The sequence below is a fragment of the Falsiroseomonas sp. genome, from assembly GCF_051860665.1.
Lineage (GTDB): Bacteria > Pseudomonadota > Alphaproteobacteria > Acetobacterales > Acetobacteraceae > Falsiroseomonas.
The window spans coordinates 1-15,483 of the sequence record NZ_JBHYDM010000038.1 but is presented as its reverse complement, the minus strand read 5'-3'; the positions used below and the strand labels follow the sequence as shown (position 1 = coordinate 15,483).

General features: G+C 71.3%; 15 protein-coding genes. 10 read left to right on the top strand and 5 right to left on the bottom strand.

Annotation, left to right across the window (positions count from 1 at the left end; translation table 11 throughout):
- Window positions 1–68: 68 nt before the first annotated feature.
- The gene (locus ACTIF1_RS23615) at window positions 69–1,244 is read right to left on the bottom strand and encodes a pyridoxal-phosphate-dependent aminotransferase family protein (protein ID WP_439598906.1); all 1,176 of its coding nucleotides are present in this window, start codon (window positions 1,242–1,244) and stop codon (window positions 69–71) included.
- Between the two features lie 87 nt (window positions 1,245–1,331).
- On the opposite strand from ACTIF1_RS23615, the gene ACTIF1_RS23610 reads away from it, so the two are divergent.
- From ACTIF1_RS23610 to ACTIF1_RS23595, 4 genes are all read left to right on the top strand, one after another.
- Window positions 1,332–1,982, top strand: a complete 651-nt coding sequence (locus tag ACTIF1_RS23610; RefSeq protein WP_439598905.1) for a hypothetical protein — start codon at window positions 1,332–1,334, stop codon at window positions 1,980–1,982.
- 75 nt (window positions 1,983–2,057) lie between these two features.
- The gene (locus tag ACTIF1_RS23605; protein ID WP_439598904.1) at window positions 2,058–2,207 is read left to right on the top strand and encodes a hypothetical protein; all 150 of its coding nucleotides are present in this window, start codon (window positions 2,058–2,060) and stop codon (window positions 2,205–2,207) included.
- Between the two features lie 97 nt (window positions 2,208–2,304).
- Complete coding sequence (locus tag ACTIF1_RS23600; RefSeq protein ID WP_439598903.1) at window positions 2,305–2,994, top strand: ArsR/SmtB family transcription factor; 690 nt, start codon at window positions 2,305–2,307, stop codon at window positions 2,992–2,994.
- Window positions 2,995–3,071: 77 nt separating this feature from the next.
- The gene (locus ACTIF1_RS23595; protein WP_439598902.1) at window positions 3,072–4,085 is read left to right on the top strand and encodes an aldo/keto reductase; all 1,014 of its coding nucleotides are present in this window, start codon (window positions 3,072–3,074) and stop codon (window positions 4,083–4,085) included.
- Window positions 4,086–4,098: 13 nt separating this feature from the next.
- On the opposite strand, the gene tldD is transcribed toward ACTIF1_RS23595, so the two are convergent.
- Genes tldD through ACTIF1_RS23580 form a run of 3 tightly spaced genes read right to left on the bottom strand, consistent with a single transcriptional unit; the run spans window position 4,099 to window position 8,924 of the window.
- Window positions 4,099–5,529: a metalloprotease TldD gene (gene tldD, locus ACTIF1_RS23590; RefSeq protein WP_439598901.1), complete on the bottom strand. Its 1,431-nt coding sequence runs from the start codon at window positions 5,527–5,529 to the stop codon at window positions 4,099–4,101.
- A 24-nt stretch (window positions 5,530–5,553) separates the two neighbouring features.
- The gene (locus tag ACTIF1_RS23585; RefSeq protein WP_439598900.1) at window positions 5,554–7,839 is read right to left on the bottom strand and encodes a PAS-domain containing protein; all 2,286 of its coding nucleotides are present in this window, start codon (window positions 7,837–7,839) and stop codon (window positions 5,554–5,556) included.
- The gene (locus tag ACTIF1_RS23580) at window positions 7,836–8,924 is read right to left on the bottom strand and encodes a COX15/CtaA family protein (protein ID WP_439598899.1); all 1,089 of its coding nucleotides are present in this window, start codon (window positions 8,922–8,924) and stop codon (window positions 7,836–7,838) included. The genes ACTIF1_RS23585 and ACTIF1_RS23580 overlap by 4 nt, the downstream gene beginning before the upstream one ends.
- Window positions 8,925–9,042: 118 nt before the next feature.
- On the opposite strand from ACTIF1_RS23580, the gene ACTIF1_RS23575 reads away from it, so the two are divergent.
- From ACTIF1_RS23575 to ACTIF1_RS23560, 4 genes are all read left to right on the top strand, one after another.
- Complete coding sequence (locus ACTIF1_RS23575) at window positions 9,043–9,843, top strand: glycosyltransferase family 2 protein (RefSeq protein WP_439598898.1); 801 nt, start codon at window positions 9,043–9,045, stop codon at window positions 9,841–9,843.
- A gap of 3 nt (window positions 9,844–9,846) precedes the next feature.
- A complete protein-coding gene (locus tag ACTIF1_RS23570; protein WP_439598897.1) occupies window positions 9,847–10,524 on the top strand; it encodes a TVP38/TMEM64 family protein in 678 nt (225 codons plus the stop codon).
- Between the two features lie 86 nt (window positions 10,525–10,610).
- Window positions 10,611–11,780 (top strand): 5-demethoxyubiquinol-8 5-hydroxylase UbiM, encoded by a 1,170-nt coding sequence (ubiM, locus tag ACTIF1_RS23565; protein WP_439598896.1) that lies wholly within the window; start codon window positions 10,611–10,613, stop codon window positions 11,778–11,780.
- Between the two features lie 64 nt (window positions 11,781–11,844).
- Window positions 11,845–12,417, top strand: a complete 573-nt coding sequence (locus tag ACTIF1_RS23560) for a hypothetical protein (protein ID WP_439598895.1) — start codon at window positions 11,845–11,847, stop codon at window positions 12,415–12,417.
- A gap of 43 nt (window positions 12,418–12,460) precedes the next feature.
- Here ACTIF1_RS23560 and ACTIF1_RS23555 read toward each other — a convergent pair whose 3' ends face one another.
- A complete protein-coding gene (locus tag ACTIF1_RS23555; RefSeq protein WP_439598894.1) occupies window positions 12,461–12,757 on the bottom strand; it encodes an usg protein in 297 nt (98 codons plus the stop codon).
- A 299-nt stretch (window positions 12,758–13,056) separates the two neighbouring features.
- Here ACTIF1_RS23555 and groES point away from each other — a divergent pair, with 299 nt between their 5' ends.
- Both groES and groL read left to right on the top strand, forming a co-directional pair.
- On the top strand, window positions 13,057–13,368 hold the full coding sequence (groES, locus tag ACTIF1_RS23550) for a co-chaperone GroES (RefSeq protein ID WP_216837617.1): 312 nt from the start codon (window positions 13,057–13,059) through the stop codon (window positions 13,366–13,368).
- A gap of 95 nt (window positions 13,369–13,463) precedes the next feature.
- Window positions 13,464–15,110 (top strand): chaperonin GroEL, encoded by a 1,647-nt coding sequence (gene groL, locus ACTIF1_RS23545; protein WP_439598893.1) that lies wholly within the window; start codon window positions 13,464–13,466, stop codon window positions 15,108–15,110.
- The last annotated feature ends 373 nt before the right edge of the window (window positions 15,111–15,483 follow it).

Below are 15,483 nucleotides of genomic sequence, written 5' to 3'. Positions count from 1 at the left end.
CCAGGGCGCATAGGCGCGCTCCACCAGGGCGGCCAGTGCCGGCGCCTCCGCCAGGGTGGCGCGGCGGATCAGGGCGCCGTCTCCGCCAGATAGGCGATGGCGGCCTCCACGCCGCCGCCGGCATGCGGCACGCCTTGCAGCCGCAGGCCGATCTCGGTCGAGGCCAGCGTGCCCAGCAGCATCGGCTCGTTCAGGTCGCCCAGATGGCCGATGCGAAAGACCTTGCCGTTGAGGCGGGACAGGCCGGTGCCGAGCGCGACGTTCAGCGTGCCGACGCGGCGGCGCAGCGCCTCCGCATCATGCCCCTCCGGCATCAGCACGGAGGTGACGGAATCGGAAACCCGTTCGGGCGACAGGCAGAACAGCTGCGGCCCGTCATTGCCCGCCCAGTGCCGCACGCAGCGGCGCGTGGCTTCCGCTAGGCGCGTGTGGCGGGCCAGGACCTGGTCGAGGCCCTCCTCCTCGATCAGGCGCAGCGCCTCCCGCAGCCCGTAGATCAGCGCGATGGGTACGGTGCCGATGAAGCTGCGGTGGCGGCGCGTCAGCATCGTCGTCCAGTTGAAGTAGTGTTTCGGGAAGGTGCTGGCCTTGTGCGCGGCCAGCCCCTTTTCCGAGACGCCGCTGAAGGAAAAGCCCACTGGCAGCATCAGCCCCTTCTGGCTGCCGCCCACCGCGGCATCGATGCCCCAGTCGTCGAAGCGGAACTCGATGGAGCCGAGGGAGGAGATGATATCGGCCAGCAGCAGCGCCGGATGCTTCGCATCGTCCAGCGTGGCGCGGATGCGCGGCAGGTCCAGCGTCATGCCGGTGGAGGTCTCGTTGTGCACGGCACAGACCGCCTTGATGGCCTGGCCGGTATCGGCGGCCAGCGCCGCGGCAAGTTCGGCGTAATCCACCCCGCGGCGCCAATCGGCGGCCAGCGTCTGCACCGCGATGCCGAGATCGGCGGCCATGCGGCCCCAGGCCTCGGAGAAATGCCCGGTCTCGATCACCAGGATACGGTCGCCGGGCGAGAGCAGGTTCACCAGCGTGGCTTCCCAGGCCGCGTGGCCCGTGCCGGTGTACATGAAGAGATGCTGTTCGGTGCGCAGCACGCGCTTCAGCCCGGCGAGGCAGGCGTCGTAGACCTCCAGGAAGTCGGGGCCGTTGAAATCCACCGTATGGTGGCTCACGGCCTGCAGGATGCTGTCCGGGATATTGGTGGGGCCCGGATTGGCGAAGAAGTGGCGGCCGCGCGGTGTCATCTTGCCTGCTCTCCCCGGGGTCTGCGCCCCCGCTTTCCTTCTCCGCGCAAACTGGCGAAAAGGGAAGCCACAGCCAGTGGGTGATGCATGTCCCTGATCGGCGAAAGCGCGGCGGTGATCAGCCTTGGCGCCTCCTGCCAGACCGCGCGGCATATCAGCCTGAACGTGCCCTTGCTGCGGGCGCGGCTGGACCCGAGCCTGGTATGGCGGACGCTTCCCTTCGACTGGGTGCTGGCGCCGCCCGGCGCCGCGGCGCGCTGGCTGCGTGGGCCGGTGCGGGTGCCGCCCGCGCCGGCCGAGCTGATCCCGGCGGAGCGTCCCTTCTGGGCGCGGCATGGCGTCTGGCTGTGGCACGATCCGACGGAGCAGGCGGCGGATTTCACCGCGCTGGCGGGGCGCCTCGCCCGGCGCTGGGACCGGCTGCTGGCGCTGCGGGCGCTGCGAAGGCGGGTCTTCATCCTCTCCAATACCCAGAACAACCTGCCCGGCGTCTCGCAGGGTGCGCCACAGCCGATGGATTTCCGGCTGACGGCGCAGCGGATGCGGGATGTGGCAGCGGCGGTGGCGGAGGTGTTCGGGCCGGCGGGCAACAGCTTCCTGTTCGTCGCCTATGCGGATCGTCTGACGCCGGATGCGCACCAGGCCGGCTTTCCGCTGGCGGTGCTGGAGCCGGATGACAGCGCGCATGACGGCGATTCCGCGCAATGGACCGCGGCGCTGGAGCGGCATGTGACCTGACGGCGCTTCGGTGCCGCCCGAAGCAAGGCGCGCCGGCGCGGCGGCATTCTGGCGGGGTCGTATCGGAGCCCCGCCATGCCTGCCCTCGTGCAACCGCTTCGCCTCGCCCTTCCCCGACTGCGCCCCTGGCGCAGGGCGCTGGACTGGCTTTCGGGATGCCTCGCCCGGCACCACAGCCGCCAGGACCTGGCCGAGCTGTCGCCGCATCTGCGGCGTGACCCGTGACCTCGGCGTGACCGAGGCCGAGGTGGCGCGGGAAGTCGCAAAACCCTGCTGGCGGCTGTGAGCAACCGGCCTAGCCTGCGCGCAAAGGAGCCCCGCCATGTCCACCAATGCCGCCATGGCCGAGACCGCCGCGCTGGTCGGCGACCCGGCCCGCGCCGCCATGCTGAACGCGCTGATGGATGGCCGCGCCCTGACGGCCGGGGAGCTGGCGGGCGTGGCCGGCATCACCGCGCAGACCGCCAGCGGCCATCTGGCACGGCTTGCCGCCGCCGGGCTGCTGGCGATGGAGCGCCAGGGGCGCCACCGCTACCACCGCCTGGCGACGCCCGCCGTGGCGCGGATGCTGGAGGCGATCATGACGGTGGCCGGGGCCGCCCCACCGCCCGCGCGGCCGCCCCGCATCGGCCCGGCGGATGCGGCGATGCGCCGGGCCCGCACCTGCTACGACCATCTGGCCGGCCGATTGGGGGTTGCGATCGCGGAGGCCATGGTCGCGCGCGGCCAGCTGGAGCTGGCGCCGGATGGCGGGGCGGTGACGCCGGCGGGTGAGGACTTCCTCGAATCCCTGGGCATCCGCCCCCAGCCCGGCACGCGCCGCGCCTTCTGCAAGCCCTGCCTGGACTGGAGCGAGCGGCGCCACCACCTGGCCGGCGGGCTCGGCGCCGCGCTCTGCACGCGCTGCTTCGAACTCGGCTGGGTGAAGCGCGTGCCGGCCTCCCGCACCGTGCTGGTGACCCGGGCCGGGGAGGCGGGGCTGCGCCAGGCCTTTGGGATCGAACTGGCCTGACCGGATCACTTCCCGCGCGCGGATTGCAACTCCCGCGGCTCGCGGCGTTGCCCCTGCTGACAGCAAGGAAATCCCCCGTGAAACTGACCAAGATCCTTCCCACGAAACTCGGCTTCGGCGCGGCCCCGCTCGGCAACATGTTCCGTGCCATCCCGGAGGAGGAGGCGCTGGCCACCGTCGAGGCCGCCTGGGCCGACGGCATCCGCTACTTCGACAATGCGCCCTTCTACGGCGCCGGCCTGGCGGAGCTGCGCATGGGGCAGGCCCTCGCGGGCAAGCCGCGCGCGGACTACGTCATCAGCACCAAGGTCGGCCGCGTCATCCTCGATGAGGTCGAGGATGTCAGCGCGCGGGACCAGGGCGAGAAAAGCGAGGTCTTCAAGCACGGCCGCCCGAACCGCGTGGTCAACGACTACTCCGCCGATGCCACGCTGCGCTCGATCGAGGACAGCCTGAAGCGCCTGCGGACGGACCATATCGACATCGTCTGGGTGCATGACGTGGCCCAGGATTTCTATGGCGACGCCTGGATCGGCAGGTTCGAGGAGGCGCGTACCGGCGCCTTCAAGGTGCTCGACCGGCTGCGGGACGAGGGGGTGATCAAGGCCTGGGGGCTCGGTGTGAACCGGGTGGAGGCGGTGGAACTGCTGCTGGGGCTGGAGCAGGCGCGGCCGGATGGGTCGCTGCTCGCCGGGCGCTACACGCTGCTCGACCACGAGCTGGCGCTGCAGCGGCTGATGCCAAAGGTGGCGGAACGCGGCCTCGGCATCGTGGTCGGCGGTCCCTACAGCTCGGGCGCCCTGGTTGGTGGCCCGAACTTCGAATACGCACCGGCGCCGCCCGCCATCCTGGACAAGGTGGCGCGGATCAAGGCGATCGCGGATCGGCATGGCGTGAGCATGAAGGCGGCGGGGCTGCAATTCTCGCTCGCCAATCCGGCGGTGGCCGCGGTGATTCCGGGGGCCAGCCGGCCGTCCCGGATCGCGGAGGACCGGGCGGCGATGGAGGAGACGGTGCCGGTCGATTTCTGGCGCGATCTGCGCCAGGCGGGGCTGGTGCACCCGCAGGCGCCGCTGCCCGGCGGCGCCTGACGCGGCGGGCTGATCAGACGGCGGTGCCGCCGATGGTCAGCCCGGTCATCTTCAGCGTCGGCTGGCCGACGCCGACCGGCACGCCCTGGCCCTGCTTGCCGCAGGTGCCGATGCCGGCGTCCAGCGCCATGTCGTTGCCGACCATCGCCACCTTGGTCAGCGCATCCGGCCCGTTGCCGATCAGCGTCGCACCCTTCACCGGCGCGCCGATCCTGCCGTCCTCGATGAGGTAGGCCTCGCTGGCCGAGAACACGAATTTGCCGGAGGTGATGTCCACCTGGCCGCCGCCGAAGTTCACCGCATAGATGCCGCGCTTCACGCTGGCCATGATCTCGCCCGGGTCGCGGTCGCCGTTCAGCATCACGGTGTTCGTCATGCGCGGCATCGGGATATGGGCGTGGGACTGACGGCGGCCGTTGCCGGTCGGCGCCACGCCCATCAGCCGGGCATTCTGCCGGTCCTGCAGGAAGCCGACCAAGATCCCGTCCTCGATCAGCGTGGTGCGGCCGGAGGGGGTGCCCTCGTCATCGACGGAAAGCGAGCCGCGGCGGTCCGGCAGGGTGCCGTCATCCACCACCGTCACGCCCGGGGAGGCGATGCGCTGGCCGAGCAGACCCGCGAAGGCGCTGGTCTTCTTGCGGTTGAAGTCGCCCTCCAGCCCATGGCCGATGGCTTCGTGCAGCAGGATGCCGGGCCAGCCCGGGCCCAGCACCACCTCCATCTCCCCGGCCGGCGCCGGGACGCTGTCGAGGTTCAGCAGCGCCTGGCGCAGCGCCTCCTCCACCGAGGCCTTCCAGGTGGCGGGGTTCAGCACGCGCTCATAGGCGAAGCGGCCGCCGGTGCCGGTGCTGCCGGTCTCCCGCCGCCCATTGCTCTCCACCACCACCGAGACGTTCAGCCGCACCAGCGGGCGCAGGTCGGCGACGCGCGAGCCATCCGGGCGCAGGATCTGCACCGCCTGCCATTCGCCGAAGATGGAGGCCATCACCTGGCGCACCCGCGGGTCGCGGGCGCGGGCATAGGCGTCGATCTCCGCCAGCATTTCCGTCTTGGCGGCGAATGCCATGGCGGAGAGCGGGTTCAGCTCGGAATAGAGCTGGGTGTTGGTGGCGCGCGGCGCGACATCCAGCGTGCCGGAATGGCCGGCGGCCACCGCCTTCACCGTCTCCGCCGCCCGGCCCAGCGCGGCTTCGGAGATCTCGGCCGCATGGGCATAGCCCGCCGCCTCCCCGGCCACGGAGCGCAGGCCGAAGCCGCTGGTCACGTCGAAGCTGGCGGAGCGGATGCGGCCATCCTCCAGGCTGATCGCCTCGGATTCGCGGTGCTCCAGGAACAGCTCGCCATCCTCCGCGCCCTGGGTCGCGCCGCGGGTCAGGCGCTCCGCCGCGGCGCGGTCGAGCTTCGTGAAGAACAGCGCATCGGTGGCGGCCAGGGCGTCGGTCACGGCAATTCCTTCACGGGCGGGCGGTCAGCGGTTGGAATATGGGGTCGCCCCCGGCGGATCGCCGGGAAAATCGCCGGGCTCCGGCTCGGCGGGATGGATCAGCCGCTCGGGGGGGAAGCGCAGCACGGCCACGGTGCCGGGCCCGGCCGGCGCCTCCAGCCCGACCTTGCCGCCCAGCGCCTCGGCCAGGTTGCGGGCCATGAAGAGGCCGAGGCCGGAGCCCTGGAAGCGGCGCGACAGGGAATTGTCCACCTGGGTGAAGGGCTCGAAGACCCTTTCCCGGTCCTCCGGCGCGATGCCGATGCCGGTATCGGCGACGCGGATCGCCAGCCCCTCGGCCGTGACCTTGGCCGAAAGCGTGATCCGGCCGCCGGATGGGGTGAACTTGGCGGCATTGGAGAGCAGGTTCACCAGCAGCTGGTGCAGCCGGCCGGCATCGCTGCGCAGCCGCGGCAGGCCGGGCGGCACCTCCAGCGTCAGGGTCAGGCCAGCCTGGCGGGCGGCCTCCGCCACCGCATCGCCCGCCCCCTGCAGCAGCGGGCCGAGCGCGACCGGCGTCTCGTTCAGCTCCAGCCGGCCGGTCTGGCTGCGCGCCACGTCCAGGATATCGTCGATCAGCAGCAGCAGGTGGCGACCGGCCTCGTTGATCCAGCGGCTGTAGTCGTCGCGCCGGGCCGGGTCGCGCTCGCTCGCCAAGGCCTCGGAATAGCCGATCACCGCATTCAGCGGCGTGCGCAGCTCATGGCTCATCGTCGCCAGGAAGCGGGACTTGGCCTCGGAGGCCGCCTCGGCGGCCACCCGCGCGCGCTCCAGCTCCGCGCGGATCCGGTAGTCCTCCGTCACGTCGCTGAAGGTCATGACGAAGCCGCCATCCGGGGTGGGGTCGGAGGCCACCTCGATCATTCGGCCGTCGCTGCTGGTGCGATGGTAGCGGTAGGGCTTGGTGCGATCATTCGCCTTGGCGCGGGCGGCGGCCTCCGCCGGGATCTCGCCACGGCGCACCTGCTCATCCAGCAGGTCGTTCACATAGAGGCCTGGGACCAGGAAGTCCTGCGGCAGGCCGATCATCGGCGCGGTGCGGCTGCTGGTGGCGATCAGCCGGTGGTCCGGCCCATACATGCAGATGCCGTGGCGGATCGCGTTCTGCATCGCCTCCAGCATCGCCGCGCGATGGCTCGCCTCGGATTCGGCGCGGTGCAGGGCGGTGACATCGGTCAGCACGCTGATATGGCCGCCATCGGCCAGGCGCGCGACGCGGCTTTCCACCGCCGTGCCATTGGGCCGGATATGCCGCAGCAGCCCGTCGCTGCCGGCATCGGTCGGGCGGCGGCGGACCAGCGCGGCCTCGTCGGCGGTGAATTCGCCCTCCGCCTGCCGCCGGGCCACAAGATCGTCCAGCAGGTCGCCGATCTGGATCGGCGAGCCGGCCATGATGCGGCCATAGGCGCGGTTGAACAGCGCCACCCGGCGGTCCGGGCCGAAGACGCAGACGCCATGCGGCAGCGCCTCCAGCACGCCATCCAGCAGGGCGGCGCGGCGGCTGGCCTCGTCCTGGGCGCGCCGCAGCTCCGTGACGTCGTCGACCTCGATCATGAAGCCGCCGGGCGGCAGGGGCTGGCTGCCGACGCGCAGCACATGGCCGGTGGGGCGGATCCGCTGGCGGGTGCCGGAGCGGAAGCTGCCATTCGTCACCTGCTCCGTGATCTCGCGCACTTCCTCGGGGTCCATCTCGCCGCGTGCGGCCAGCAGGCCGAGGATCTCGCCATGCCTCATGCCGGGGCGGATGCTGCCGCCGGACAGGCCGATCAGCCCCTCATAGGCCGGGTTGGAGAGGGCGAGGCGCAGATCGCCGTCGAAGACCGCCACCCCCGATTGCAGCCGGGCCAGCACCGTCTCCAGCAGCCTGGCATGGGCGGCGGATTCGGCCTCCGCCCGGCTTTGCGCGGTGACATCGGTGGCGCAGGTCAGGAAGCCGCCCATGGGCAGCGGCCGGGTCTCGATCAGGAAGACCCGGTCGGCACGGCTGCGGACCAGGCGGCTGCTCGGGCGGGTGCGGTCCAGTGCCAGCATGGCCTGTGCCAGCGGCTCCGGGTCGCCGGGGCCGAAGGCGCCGTTCCAGGCCAGCAGGCGGATCACCTCGGGCAGGCTGGTGCCTGGCGGCAGGCTGTCCGCGGCCATGCCGTGCCAGGCGAGGTTCGTCGCGCTGCAGGCGAGCAGGCGATGATCCGCGCCGAAGACCGCGATCCCGACCGGCAGCGCGGCGAGCAGCGCCGGCAGCAGGTCGTTGGTCGCGGCCGGCGCCTCGGTCACGCCGGCCGCACCGTCTCGGGCGGCCGCGCGGGCCGCAGCGCATGAAGGGCGACCAGCGCGCTGGCCAGCACCAGCACCGCGACGGCCTGGTGCAGCGTGCCGAGCGACACGGGGACCACATGCAGCAGCGTGGCCACGCCCAGCGCATATTGCAGCGCCACCGACGCGCCGAAGCCGAGCACGGCGCGCCGCGCCCCGCCATCCGGCAGCCGCCGCAGCGCGGCCCAGACGGCGCCCGCGGCAAACAGCGCGGTGAGCGTGGCCAGCAGGCGGTGATTGAACTGCACGGCGGCGATATTCGCGGTCAGGTTGGTCCAGGCGGGCGAGAGCAGCCAGTAGCCATCCGGCACCAGCTGGCCATCCATCAGCGGGAAGGTGTTGAAGCTGAGCCCGGCGCGGGTGCCGGCGACGAAGCCGCCGGCCAGCATGGCGGCCACCAGGGTCCAGGCCGCCACCTTCAGCATCCGCCGCACCGGCCGTGCCTCGGCCGGCGCCGAGCCCTCGGGCCGCAACAGGCCGAGCGCGGTCCAGAGCAGGGCGGAGAAGATCAGCAGCGCCAGGCCCAGATGGATCACCAGCCGGTAGGGGGAGACGGCGGTGCGATCGGCCTCGAAGCCGGAGGCGACCATGTACCAGCCGACCGCGCCCTGCAGCCCGCCAAGCGCCAGCAGGCCAAGCAGCCGCGGCTTGCTGCCGGCGGGGATGCGGCCGCGCAGCCAGAACCAGGCGAGGCCCGCCGCATAGGCCAGGCCGATCAGCCGGCCCCAGAGGCGGTGCAGCCATTCCAGCCAGAAGATCTGCTTGAAGCCCTCGATCCCGAAACCCTGGTTGACCAGCTGGTACTGCGGGATGGTGCGGTACAGGTCATAAAGCCGCTGCCACTCGGCCTCGCTGAGCGGCGGCAGGGTGCCGGAAAGCGGCGCCCATTCCATGATGGACAGGCCCGAGCCGGTGAGCCGCGTGGCGCCGCCGATGGCCACCATGATCCAGACCAGCCCCGCCACGCCGAGCAGCCAGAAAGCGACGGCGCGCGCATCGCGGCGCAGGGTTGCGGTGCTGCTGGGCGGGGGCGGATCGAAGGGCATGCGGCGTTATATAAGGCGATGCGGCATGATGCAGCATGTGCCGTGCCGATTGCACGCAGATGACGCGGCCGCCCCGCCAGCTTGCCGCCCGCCCCGCCCCCTGCTACCCCCGCCGCCCATGGCCCCCGACCTGTCCCCGAGGCCGGACCGGCCCAGCCCCGCCGACCCGACCCCCTCCAGCCTGACGATCGCCCCCGCGATTTCCGTCGTCATCCCGATGCGGAACGAGGGGCCGAATGTGCTGCCGCTGATCGAGGAGATCGGGCAGGCCCTGGCCGGCCAGGCCTTCGAGATCCTCTGCGTCGATGATGGCTCCACCGACGAGACCGGCGCCCGGCTGCTGGAGGCGGCGGCGCGCCACCCCGTGGTGGTGCTGCGCCATGCCACCTCCTGCGGGCAATCGGCCGGGGTGGTCAGCGGCGTGCTGGCGGCGCGGGCGCCCTGGATCGCCACCCTGGATGGCGACGGGCAGAACGACCCGGCGGATATCCCCGCGCTGTGGCGGCGGGCCCAGGCGGAGGGGGCGGCCGACCTGCTGGTGGCCGGCCATCGCGTCAGCCGCAAGGACAGCGGCGTGAAGCGGGTGACCAGCCGGCTGGCGAACGCGATCCGCGCGAAACTGCTGGGCGATGCGACGCCCGATACCGGCTGCGGGCTGAAGGTCTTTCCCCGCGCCCTGTTCCTGGAGCTGCCGCGCTTCGACCATATGCACCGCTACCTGCCCGCCCTGGTGCTGCGCGCCGGCGGGCGGGTGGTGAGCGAGCCGGTGAACCACCGGCCGCGGCTGCGCGGAAAATCCAACTACGGCACGCTGGACCGGCTGGCTGTCAGCATCTCGGACATGCTGGGCGTGATCTGGCTGCAGCGCCGCTGGAAGCGGCCGGTGGCCCAGCGGGTCGCACCCCCGCCGGAAGGCTGAGCCATGCCCGAGCGCTGGAAGTCATTGGCAAAGCTGCTGGTGCTGGCGGCCGGCCTGCTGGCCGGCGGGGCGCTGCTGCGGCAGATGGGCGGCGTGCCCGGCACCGGCTGGATGGATCGGGAGATCCTGGGCGACGGGCTGCGCGGCGAGCTGGTCTTTGTCCTCGTCGGCGCGGCGCTGACGGCGGTGGGGGTGCCGCGGCAGAGCATCGCCTTCCTGGGCGGCTATGGCTTCGGCACGGTGCTGGGCACCGCGCTGGCCCTGGCGGCGCAGCTGCTGGGCTGCGCGGCGGGCTATTTCTGGGCACGGCTGCTGGGGCGAAGCTGGGCGGAGCGGCGGATTGCGGGGCGCTTCGGCCACCGGCTGCGGCCGCTGCGCGATGCGCTGCGCGCGAATCCCTTCGAGGCGACGCTGGCGCTGCGGCTGCTGCCGGTGGGCAACAACCTGGCGCTGAACCTGCTGGGGGGCATGGCGGGGCTGGCGGCGGGACCCTTCCTGGCCGGATCGGCGCTGGGCTACCTGCCGCAGACGGTGGTCTTTGCCCTGCTGGGCAAGGGGATTCGGGTCGAGGGGGCCTGGCAGCTCGGGCTGGGGGTGGCGCTCTTCGCGGTCTCGGCCGGGCTGGGGCTGCTGCTGCTGCGCCGGCACCGGGCGGGCAGGGCCTTGCAGGGCGAGGATTAGATCGCGGCTGGCGCCGCGGGGGAGGACTGATCCGCGGCTTGCGCCGGATCAAGGACGCCCGACATGCCCCGGGGCAAGGAGCGATCATGAACACGGATATCGCCATCATCGGCGCCGGCCCCGCCGGCCTGGCCCTGGCCGCGGCGCTGGCCGGCAGCGGGCAGCGGGTCACCCTTCTGGAGCGCGCGCCCGAGGCCGCGATCGCGGATCCCGCCTTCGATGGGCGGGAGATCGCGCTCACCCATCGCTCCCAGGCCATCCTGCGGGAGATCGGCGCCTGGGACCGCATCCCGGCCGCCGAGACGGCGCCGCTGCGGGAGGCGAAGGTGCTGAACGGCGCCAACCCCCTGGCGCTGCGCTTCGCCCCGGGCGGGGCCGGGGAGCCGCTGGGCCGGCTGGTGCCGAACCAGCTGATCCGCCGGGCGCTGTTCGAGACGGTGGCGACGACCGAGGCGAAGCTGGTTGCGGGCCGGGCGGTGGTCGGGCTGGAGCTGGGCGCCCAGGGTGCGGTGGTGAGGCTGGAGGGCGGCGAGACGGTGCGCGCCCGGCTGGTGGTGGCCGCCGATTCGCGCTTCTCCGAGGCCCGGCGCCTGGCCGGGATCGGCGCCGCCATGCTGGATTTCGGCCGCAGCATGATCGTGGCGCGCGTCGCGCATGAAGGCGCGCATGAGGGGGTGGCGACCGAATGGTTCGGCCATGGCCAGACCATCGCCATGCTGCCGCTGAACGGGGCCATGTCCTCCGTCGTGCTGACCCTGCCGCCGGCGGAGGCGCAGGACGCCATGGCAATGCCGCCCGAGGCTTTCGGGGCGGCGGTGACCCGGCGCTACCAGGGGCGGCTGGGGCGCATGACGCTGGCGGGGACGCGGCACCTCTATCCGCTGGTCGCCAGCTACGCGCATCGCTTCGTCGGGCGGCGCTTCGCGCTGCTGGGGGATGCGGCGGTGGGGATGCATCCGGTGACGGCGCATGGCTTCAACTTCGGCCTTTCGGGCGCCGAGGTCCTGGCCCGCGAATTGGGGCGGGGGGAGGATCCGGGGGCGGTGGCGGGGCTGTTCCGCTATGCCAGCCAGCACCGTGCTGCGACCCTGCCGCTGTTCCTGGCGACCAATGCGGTGGCGCGGCTCTATTCGGACGATCGCGGCCCGGCGCGGCTGGCGCGCGCGGCCCTGCTCGGCGCCGGGTCCCTGCTGGCGCCGGTCAGGCGGGCGATCGTCTCGCGGCTGATGGATGCGCCGGCGGCGTCGCAGGCCTGAAACGTTTTCTTGATTATTTTCCTAATCCGAGATAGGTCGCTCTCCTGTCGCAGGGAGGCGTGCCATGTCGGAGGCCGTTTGGACGGCGGGGACTTTCCTGGAGAAGGTGATCGACCCGGCGCTGGCGGCGCTGGGCCTGGATGAGCCGGAGGGGCGGGCCGGGGTGCGGTTGCTGCTGCTGGGCACCGCCTTGCAGGAAAGCGGGCTGAAGCATCTGCGGCAATTGGCCAACCGGGACGGCTCCCGCGGCCCGGCGCTGGGCTATTTCCAGATGGAGCCCGCGACGCATGACGATATCTGGGCGACGTATCTGGCCTTCCGGAAGCCGCTGGCGGCACGGGTGCTGGCGGTGGCGGGGCTGGCACCCGGCAGCCCGCAGCCGAAGGCGGAGCTGCTGGTGCAGAACCACCTCTACGCGGCCGTGATGGCCCGGCTGCGCTACCGCCGCGCACCGGGGGCGCTGCCGGCGGCGGGCGACGTGGCGGCGATGGGCGCCTATTGGAAGGCGCATTACAACACCGCGCTGGGGCGCGGCCGGGCCAGCGAGTTCGTGGCCAGGCTGGCCGCGGCGCTGCCGGAGCTGGGGGCCGCCCCGCAGCCGGCGGACCGGCCGGGGGTGCCCGGTCCCAGGGCCTGACCCGCGCTGGACCCGGGCCGCCGATCTTCCGGGTCTGACGCGCTCAGTGCAGGATGAACTGCCCGTTGGCGTAGCGCAGCTCGGCCGGCTTGATCAGCGCGGTGGAGGCGACGCGGACGGAATGCAGCGGCCCCTCGATCTCGCGCTGCCAGAAGGCCAGGAACTTGCCGAGCGCGGGGAAGCTCGGCGCCAGGTCGTGCTTCTGCCAGATGAAGGTCTGCAGCAGGCCGGGATGGTCCGGCATGTGATAGAGGATTTCCGCGGTGGTCAGGTGCCAGTCCGGCACGGCGGCGAGGCGGGCGAAGCGTTCGAGGCCAGTGAGATCGGCAAGCGGGGTCATCCTGCTCCTTTCCGGCCCGTTCCGGGCCCTTTTCCCGAATGGTCCCGCGGTCCTCAGTGCCGCGGGGCGGGGGAAGCTTGCCATGGAGGTGTGAAGGCTTTGCAAGGAAAATCCTGCGCAAACAAGGTGTTAGCACTCGCACTCTGAGAGTGCTGCCGAGCCTTGACCTTTCCTGCCCCTTGTCCTACATCGCTGGCACTCCTCTGGGGGGAGTGCTAGCGGGTGCCGAAGACCGGGGCCGCTGGCCGCTGTTATCTCCGGAAGAGCTTGCCAATCACTGGAAGCGACAGGAGAAGTCCATGGGCTTTCGTCCACTGCACGACCGCGTTCTCGTCCGCCGCGTCACGGCCGAGGAGAAGAGCAAGGGCGGCATCATCATCCCCGACACCGCCAAGGAAAAGCCGCAGGAAGGCGAAGTGATCGCCGTCGGCTCCGGCACCCTGAACGACAAGGGCGAGCTCCGCGCGCTCGACGTGAAGGCCGGCGATCGCATCCTGTTCGGCAAGTGGTCGGGCACCGAGGTGAAGCTCGATGGCGAGGAGCTCCTCATCATGAAGGAGTCCGACATCATGGGCATCCTCGACAACCCTTCCGTGGCGAAGGCGGCCTGACGACGGCGGAACGGGGCGCGCAGCGCGCGCCCATTCCGGCCGCTCGGCCGCATCTTCGCCTGGTTTCCTCAACGGATTGAACGGGATTACTCACCATGGCAGCTAAAGACGTTAAGTTCGGCGCCTCCGCGCGCGAGCGCATGATCCGCGGCGTGGACATTCTGGCCGACGCCGTGAAGGTGACGCTGGGCCCCAAGGGCCGCAACGTCGTCATCGACAAGAGCTTCGGCGCCCCGCGCATCACCAAGGACGGCGTGACTGTCGCCAAGGAGATCGAGCTGGCCGACAAGTTCGAGAACATGGGCGCGCAGATGGTGCGCGAAGTGGCCTCGAAGACCAATGACACGGCCGGCGACGGCACGACCACCGCGACCGTCCTGGCGCAGGCGATCGTCCGCGAGGGTGCCAAGGCGGTGGCCGCCGGCATGAACCCGATGGACCTGAAGCGCGGCATCGACAAGGCCGTGACGCATGTCGTGGCCGAGCTCGAGGCCAAGACGAAGAAGATCACCACCTCCGCCGAAGTGGCGCAGGTCGGCACGCTGTCGGCCAACGGCGAGTCCGAGATCGGCGAGATGATCGCCAAGGCGATGGAGAAGGTCGGCAACGAGGGTGTCATCACCGTCGAGGAAGCCAAGTCCATCCAGACCGAGCTCGACGTCGTCGAGGGCATGCAGTTCGACCGCGGCTACGTCTCCCCGTATTTCATCACGAATGCGGAGAAGATGATCGCGGAGATGGAGAACCCCTACCTCCTCATCTTCGAGAAGAAGCTCTCCCAGCTGCAGCCGATGCTGCCGCTGCTCGAGGCCGTGGTGCAGTCCGGCCGCCCGCTGGTGATCGTGGCCGAGGACGTCGAGGGCGAGGCGCTGGCCACCCTGGTCGTGAACAAGCTGCGTGGTGGCCTGAAGATCGCCGCCGTCAAGGCGCCGGGCTTCGGTGATCGCCGCAAGGCGATGCTGGAAGACATCGCGATCCTGACCGGTGGCCAGGTGATCTCCGAGGACCTCGGCATCAAGCTTGAGAACGTGACCCTGAACATGCTGGGCCGCGCCAAGCTGGTGAAGATCGAGAAGGAGAACACCACGATCGTCGACGGCGCCGGCGAGAAGACCGAGATCCAGGGCCGCTGCGAGCAGATCAAGGCGCAGATCGAGGAGACCACCTCGGACTACGACCGCGAGAAGCTGCAGGAGCGCCTGGCGAAGCTGGCCGGTGGCGTCGCCGTCATCCGCGTCGGTGGCTCGACCGAGGTCGAGGTGAAGGAGCGCAAGGACCGCGTGGACGACGCGCTGCATGCGACCCGCGCCGCGGTGCAGGAAGGCATCGTGCCGGGCGGCGGCACGGCGCTGCTGCGCGCCTCCACCAATCTGGGCGGCCTGAAGGGCGCGAACAGCGACGAGCAGGTCGGCATCGAGATCGTGCGCCGCGCGATCCAGGCGCCGGTCAAGCAGATCGCCGAGAACGCCGGCAAGGACGGCGCCGTGGTGGCCGGTGAGGTGCTGCGCACCGATACCTACACCTTCGGCTACGACGCCCAGAAGGACGAGTACAAGGACCTGGTCCAGGCCGGCATCATCGACCCGACCAAGGTCGTGCGCACGGCGCTGCAGGATGCGGCTTCCGTCGCCTCCCTGCTGATCACCACCGAGGCGATGGTGGCCGAGCGTCCGGCGAAGGCCGCGGCCCCGGCCGGCGGTGGCGGCGGCATGGGCGGCATGGGCGGCGACATGGACTTCTGATCCGTTTCGGTGCCGGGCGGGGGCAACCCCGCCAGGCATCGGCGACGAGCAGGATTTTGCCGAAGAAGGGAGGCGGACCGCAGGGTCCGCCTCTTTTTTTTCTTGCCCTGGACACAATTCTGACAACGCCGTGACCAACGCCGCCTGGGCTTTGACTCATCGTTACACGAATAAGCATTCTGGGCCGGTCATCGCGTATCGGCTCGCCTCACCGTGCCTTCCGGACCATACCCCGGGGCCGCTCCACAGGTTTCGCCGCCGCATGGCGCCCCGCCCGGGCGATCGGCGCACGGGCGTGCTAGAGCGTTTTCACCTCAGCCGGAATCGGATTGGGGATTCCGGCACGGGTCGTCAGTGTGATTCATAGGCGTCC